At 42.7% G+C, this 6744-nt stretch carries 7 protein-coding genes; 2 read left to right on the top strand and 5 right to left on the bottom strand.

Annotation, left to right across the window (positions count from 1 at the left end; all coding sequences use genetic code 11):
* Positions 1-251 precede the first annotated feature (251 nt).
* The 5 genes from P8P30_11040 to P8P30_11020 all read right to left on the bottom strand — a co-directional run bounded on the left by P8P30_11040 (position 252) and on the right by P8P30_11020 (position 4515).
* Positions 252-1199 carry an AAA family ATPase gene (locus P8P30_11040; protein MDG1288075.1) on the bottom strand — a complete coding sequence of 316 codons (948 nt, stop codon included), beginning with the start codon at positions 1197-1199 and terminating at the stop codon, positions 252-254.
* A gap of 104 nt (positions 1200-1303) precedes the next feature.
* Positions 1304-2344, bottom strand: coding sequence for a His-Xaa-Ser system radical SAM maturase HxsC (hxsC, locus tag P8P30_11035; GenBank protein ID MDG1288074.1), 1041 nt, complete (start codon positions 2342-2344; stop codon positions 1304-1306).
* A gap of 140 nt (positions 2345-2484) precedes the next feature.
* Positions 2485-3951: a His-Xaa-Ser system radical SAM maturase HxsB gene (gene hxsB / locus P8P30_11030; GenBank protein ID MDG1288073.1), complete on the bottom strand. Its 1467-nt coding sequence runs from the start codon at positions 3949-3951 to the stop codon at positions 2485-2487.
* On the bottom strand, positions 3951-4247 hold the full coding sequence (hxsD, locus tag P8P30_11025) for a His-Xaa-Ser system protein HxsD (GenBank protein MDG1288072.1): 297 nt from the start codon (positions 4245-4247) through the stop codon (positions 3951-3953). The genes hxsB and hxsD overlap by 1 nt, the downstream gene beginning before the upstream one ends.
* Position 4248: 1 nt before the next feature.
* Positions 4249-4515 (bottom strand): hypothetical protein, encoded by a 267-nt coding sequence (locus tag P8P30_11020; protein MDG1288071.1) that lies wholly within the window; start codon positions 4513-4515, stop codon positions 4249-4251.
* A gap of 367 nt (positions 4516-4882) precedes the next feature.
* Between P8P30_11020 and P8P30_11015 the strand changes: the two genes are divergently transcribed.
* Both P8P30_11015 and P8P30_11010 read left to right on the top strand, forming a co-directional pair.
* A complete protein-coding gene (locus P8P30_11015) occupies positions 4883-6442 on the top strand; it encodes a sulfotransferase (protein ID MDG1288070.1) in 1560 nt (519 codons plus the stop codon).
* A 76-nt stretch (positions 6443-6518) separates the two neighbouring features.
* On the top strand, positions 6519-6744 hold a 226-nt coding region (locus P8P30_11010; protein ID MDG1288069.1), incomplete at its 3' end, for a hypothetical protein.

Here is a 6744-nt window from a genome sequence, read left to right as displayed (position 1 = left end):
AGAACCCGCAATGAAATATTTTATCAACTCTAACTGCTTATTTCTCGATAACTTACAATGCTTTATATACATCAATAACTCCTAACAATTTAAATGTTAGGTGTCAGCCCCTTAATTTTAATTATCTATCGAGATGACTTCCATATACCACTCCATAATTCACATTATGGAACGCTAGAAACCCTGAACTTCATAACATTGATTATGGAAAATTATAAAATGTTTCAAAGTTATCAAAAATAATTTTTTAGTTATTCAAACTGAGAGGCCCTTTGCTCTAAAATTCTTTTTATCTCTGTCGTTACTAACTCTGAGAATCCATATGAATGCCAATCTTCTGTAATGAGCCATTTATAAGCTTGCTGTTCATTCAACTCGGAAGATTTTATTTTATCGCTTAAAACCATAACGCTAGAACGAGACATTCCAAGAGACATGAGTGAAAGCTCAGTTCGTTTCGAAACCCCAAACTCTAAAAACATCCACGTTTCCGCGATATCTTCTTTTAAGTCCAATCTATCGATATTGGTTAAATGAACGTTCAGTACATCTAAATAGCAATGCAAATATTTAGGAGCCTCATAGCGAGCAATTTTCTCTACCATACTGATAATAATCTGACAGCCACGATCTTTGGCAAACTCATCTAGAACTTTATACAACAACTTTTGCCAGCGTGAATGCAAATTTTGCTCAGGCTCATCAATGATTATCAGACTATTCTTAATCTCTAGAAAACTAAGGCTAAGTAAAAAACTTACGAGCTGCTTATCTCCAGAACTTGCATGCTTGTATCCATAAGAGTTTTCACCATTTAACTTTTTTAATGAAATATTGAATCGCTCTTCTCCAGCACTTTCATTTAAGAAAGCTGTACATCCAAGACCAGCTTCTTCCATTCGCTCACTAAAGATTCTGATGTTCTCTGAACTCTTGTTTTCTTCTTCCCACTTATACTCCAGTCCAAACCTATACATAGCAAGCATAGAAAGTAAGAAATTTCGATTATCATTTCCTCCAAAGATCGTTTGATATTTCAAGGTAACATCATCGTATATTTTGGAAGCAGTTTCATTCGATAAACTAGTGCTCAAATCGTTTAAATGACGTGAAGCAGGGAAATATAGATACGGGAAAACAACTTGATCTGCTGGTTCTTCTTCTGATTTAAGACTTTTATACAGCCTATGGAGCTTCAAGTAAGTAAGATACGCTCCGTAAGACCAAGTTCACTGAAGCTCTTGATTTGAACTGGCGCTATGCGGTTAGTTTGATGATTTACTGTGAACATTATGCCCCCTCGCTACGCTGCTTTTAGAGTATAAGGTTTGATGTGCTCACTATACTTATGCTTGGCGCCAGACGCAAAGAACCCTCCACACTCTTCTAATCGAGTACAGTCTTGGCATTCATCAATGTATTCATTCTTCCAATCGCTAATACTCTTAACGGAAAATGAATGCAGAGATTCAGGCAGTAAACATAGCTGATGATTATAAACTGAGGTGCGGATTTTATTACGATTTAGTATCCGTACAGCTTCTTCTAATTGCTCTCGGTAGTCGTATGGATCGATCCATAATTCATCAAGGTTTGCACGGGTAAAGCCCATAATCTCAAGGCCCATCAATGCTACATGATCTACAAATAAGAGATTGCGCACTATGTATTCTGCAAGTTGAGGTAAGCGCTCATAGGTTTGCTTATGGATGACACAGCGAATTTCCACTTTAACACCGCAGCGCTTCAGGTTGAGTATCCCATTGATAGTTTCATCAAAGGCGCCTTTTGCCTGTACCACAAACTCATGTACCTGCGGAACTTCGGAGTAAAGAGGGATACCAAGCATTAAATCTGGGTGGCCAATTCTAGCCAACTTCATTGCAAATTCTAAATCCTCAAAGTTCCGGCCATTAGTAAGCACATGCACCGCTGTCTCTGGTAAATGTTGTTTGCAAGCTCGAATCATTTCAAAGAAGCCTTCTCCTACAAGAGTTGGCTCGCCTCCAGTTAATCCTATTTCTCGCGTATCTCGTGAGACCAAAGGAATAGCCTGCAGTATTTCGTTCACCAAATAGCCGTCATCAATATTTTTAGGTGGTTGAGAGCACATTAGGCAGAAAGAGTTGCACCGCTCTGTTACTAAGAAACTATTGGAATTAGCATTGCGCCTGTAAATGGAGTGAATACCTTTATTAGAAGGAGTTATTTTAATTACATCACCGCTTTCAATATATCTTAATTCTGCATCTAAAAGCATTGAGTTCGAGGGTAATGCTCCCACTTCTTCGCTAATCTCGCGCTTGAAAAGCAGATATTGGAAGTCTCTTGGTGCTTCACCCATTGAGTGTTTATAAACAAGCGCATACTTCTCACGTAGCGGCGCAGGCAGATTAGGGTTATCAGTAACGCGTAGGATAGAGGGTTCGGAGTGCGTACACTCGGAAAGAAACTTGTTGTTTTTTGAGTAGAGTTTTATCATTTTTAGAGCCAACTCATCATTACATTTCTAGCAGTTTCATCAGTCTCCAATTTGTGGAGAACATGCTTAAAGATGCCCATGTTCTTTGTGCAAAACCCACTCAATGCTTTATGTCCCACATAGTCGCCTTGAGTGGCATAGTGGTACGTTGGGTCACTGCCACAGAAAGGAAGAAATGCACATTCAGAACATTGCGGGCTGCTTTCAGCAAGCGACTCTTCAATAGAGTTGAGTAGAACATCAGCAGAAAAAATATCCACATAACCATCTGTATGAACATTGCCTATGCGAAACTCCTTGTCTCCCATCTCTGCAAGCATACGAGCCTCGTCAGAGGCGTAAACATCACCATCATAATTGTAAACCACTGCACCAATGCCTGCACCAGATGGTGATTGCAGATCAACATACCCTGTAGATAGAGGTGAAAAGAATTTATTCAAAATAAGAGAAGTGTAATGCTCTGGAAAGAAATGACCTTTTTGATTAATCTCAATGATGTAATCTAACCCCTCTTTATAAAATTCTAGCCACCTTAAAGAGTCATATTTCTCGACTTGCTTAGTTTTTACGGCAAAACCATATGGACTAAGGGGGCGTAGAAAGATTCCATCAAGTTCAAACTTCAGATACTCATCAATAATGGGTCTTACATTTTCTAGGCTAAGCTCTGTAGTTGTCATTAAGGCGGAAACGCTATCAGGACCTAAATATGCTTGAGCATCGCGAATCCCCTTGGCCGTTATTTCATAGCCGTTCTTGGCTTTTCTAGGTCGGTTGGCATCATGTATCTCCTGCGGGCCATCTAAAGAAGTGGAAATGTGAATTTTATGGTCATAACAGAACTTCAGAACGTTATCATCTAGCGGAGTTAAGTTTGTCGCTACTACGAACTGAAGGTCTCTTTTTTCGTCTTTATTGATCAGCTCAGCTTCAATCACAATTTTCTGAATCAACTCAAAATTAAGCAAAGACTCACCACCTTGAAACTCAATCTTAATCTGAGGTGAGGGGCTTTGAAAAACCAACTCTAGAGACTTCATCGCCGTTTCTTCACTCATATCGAACGCACCTTTATCGGCAGATTGACGCGATACTTGGCAGTATGGGCAGCTATAGTCACAGCGCAACGTAACTACAAAAATGTGCAACCCTGTGAAATTGGAGTAAACACTAGCCTTTGTCCTATATTTCAGGCTAAGCAGCTCTTTCGCTACGGCACTATCACCATCATATAGAAAGTGCTTACTCTGCAAGGTTTTGTATGCTGCAGACTGATTGGACAGTTTTTTATTGGTAAAGAGGTTTAGTGTTTCTCTATCAAGAATAGTGTGCTCGCCAACGTCATTGCTGACAACATATTGCTGATAATCATCTAGTGGTGTGAATCTGAATGGAAGTAAGTGGTATGGTTCTTTATTATTGGAAGAATAATATTTCTCTTGGCTAGAAAATTTCTTCGACAACATTAGGCAGCATCAACCATCTTTGTTTTACTGAAAGCGTTGGCAAGGATTAGCTCTCTAATAGTGCTAGTTTCTTGCGCAACTAGCTGCCTTAAATCCTGATCTATCACCTCATTACGAAGCTGATTAAGCAGACTATTAACATTGTCATCATCGGAGTGCTTAATAATACTGACTGTAATTTCTTTGCCATTTTGGCTTATTTCAAATCCAGCTTTATCGGCAAACTTATAGAGTGCCTTTTTAACGCATTCCAATGAAAAAATACTGCTGTCAAATATAGCCTTATCACTAGACATTCTAGTAAGCTGAAGAGTAATGAGAGCTGTGCGAAGAGTGAGAACTGTGAGATGAATGCGACCTGTGTGAGTAATGCGCAGCCATTTGCTGTTCAGCCTTAGATTCCGCAGAATGTCCTAAAATAAAATCTGTTGTAGATTGCTCTAACTCAGGAATGTTTATAGAAGCCGAAATACTAGCGTCACCTAGCGTGCTTGCATTTGCATTAACGGCTACAGCCGCAGCTAAAGTAGCAACTGAAACTAAAAAACTTTTTTTCTTACTCATAACTCACCTCACAATAGTGTCTAAATCTAATGCCTAGAGGGAATTAATACCTAGAATATACTTTTTGTATATAAAAATAATTAAACGATCGTGGCTTGCGTTCTTGGTATTCGTGTATTTTCACTACTTCTTAGTACTTTAGCAATACCCCTCCAACGCCTCCAGCCTGACGTTCGGATAACGTTTTATGCTGCCGTTTAACCCCATGGTTCGGATGAAAATAGTAATTACGTAAAATTTCAAAATTTATCGATGTGGGGGTACCCCCACTAATCCACCACCACCATTTGGGGTGTACCCCCTCTTAGAAAAAGAATGCTTTTTGGCTATACGGAGAGCATTATCCCAGCATTGTCAACTGGGTGGCGTGGTGAAAAAAAACGTGCTAACGAAAGGCATGGAATCACTCACACAGGCTCAAAGGCTTCTGGCCACGTATGAACGCCGCCCAGACATGCAACTACTAAAGGATGCCGAGGCGTGCCTACAGCAAGCTCAGCAAGCGCATCCTGAGAGTGGGCAAATCTATGTCTTGCGTTCTGCCATCTATCAGCATCTGAACCGCCGTCAGCAAGCGCTGGTATGTCTGGGCAAAGCGTATCAGCTGGACCCGGAATCGCCTGCGGTGCTACACGCATGTTACCGAGGCTATGATCGCTATGGATTGTTGCCCGAGGCACTGGAGTTTGCGAAGAAATTTTGCGCTATTCAGCCTGATATTGAAGCCTTTGAGCAGCTTTACACCGCTTTGTACCGTCTCAATCGGCACAACGAAGCCATTGAAGTCTGCATACAGGCTTCCGCGCTACACCCCGATGCCAACCAATTTAACGATTGGCGGCTTCTCCTGCTGGAAAAAAACAATCAGCTGGATGAAGATTTTGAGGATTCGGGCGCCGCGCCGCTGCTGCGCACCAGGATCAACTGGCGTAACAAGCAGTACGTGCCGCTAGAGGAGAACGAGATAAATACCCTACAATCGCTCAACCGGATTGCAGGGTGGTTTGAGCGCGCCCGCGCGTTCCATGCATTGGAAGACTATGATGCCGCATGGGAATCGTATCGGCTTGGCAATGAAATTTATGCAAAAACCAGCGAGGTTTCTAAAGAAGCGCGCTACAAAATGCTGAATAAATATAACGCCTGGCTGGATGGTATTGAGCAGATGGAGCCCGTTACAACTCAAGGCAAAGGGCCGATCTTTATCCTCGGCTTCCCTCGATCGGGCACTACATTGATCGAACAAATGCTCGCCGCGCACAGCCAGTTATACCCCAGCTCGGAATTAAATTTTCTCTCCGAACTAATGGCCGGATTACCCAACATGCCCAACATATTGCCCGAACTCACCGCTGAGCAGGTCAAAGGATTTCAAACTGCTTACGGGCAACGCGCCAGGGCCTACCTGACGGAATTGAGCGATAAACGCGTCCTGGACAAGCAACCCATTAACACGGTGCATCTGGGGGGTATCCAGTATTTATTCCCGCAAAGCCCCGTGCTTTTCATCGTCCGCGACCCGCGCGCTGTCTGCCTCAGTTGTTTTCAACGGATGTTCGCGCTGAACCCGAGCAATGTGCATTTTCTGACGATGGAAGACACGGTGAACTATTATTGCGCCGTCATGGATTACTACCTGAAGATTCGAGGTAAGCTGAAGCTTTCGCTGAAAGAGGTGAAGTACGAAGAAATTGTGTCATCGCCGGAGCCGGTGCTGCGCGAAATCGTCGATTTTATTGGAGAAGAGTGGGAAGATGGGATTCTGCAGTATCACACGCACAAGCGCGCGCTGGCGACACCGAACCAGGAAGGGATATCCAAACCGGTTTACACATCGGCCATGCAAAATTGGCGGCATTACGAGAAACAGTTTGAGCCGTTCCAGGATCAGCTGGCGGCCTATGTGAAGTTGTTTGGGTATGAGTGATATCTCGAGGATTAACCTGCTCGCCAAGACCCTTAGAGTATAACCGAACACGCCCACTAAAGCACGTTACAGTTCTGTGACAATTCAAACCTCCTCATACTCCGCATCCACCACGTTCACTGGCCTACGTGTGATGCTAGTACGCTCCTCCCTATGTCGACGCTCTACCTCTAATAACATCTCTTTAGGCTTCACTCAGACCTCCTCCCACTCAGGCAGAAGGACGTTCATTACCAATGCAGCTAAGAAGATTTCATCGGTAGGAGGCAGCTTAAGGGATGTACAAATGCTTGCTGGCCATT

The sequence above is a fragment of the Rickettsiales bacterium genome (assembly GCA_029252805.1).
Classification (GTDB): domain Bacteria; phylum Pseudomonadota; class Alphaproteobacteria; order Rickettsiales; family JALZUV01; genus JALZUV01.
This window is presented reverse-complemented; position numbering and strand designations above follow the sequence as displayed.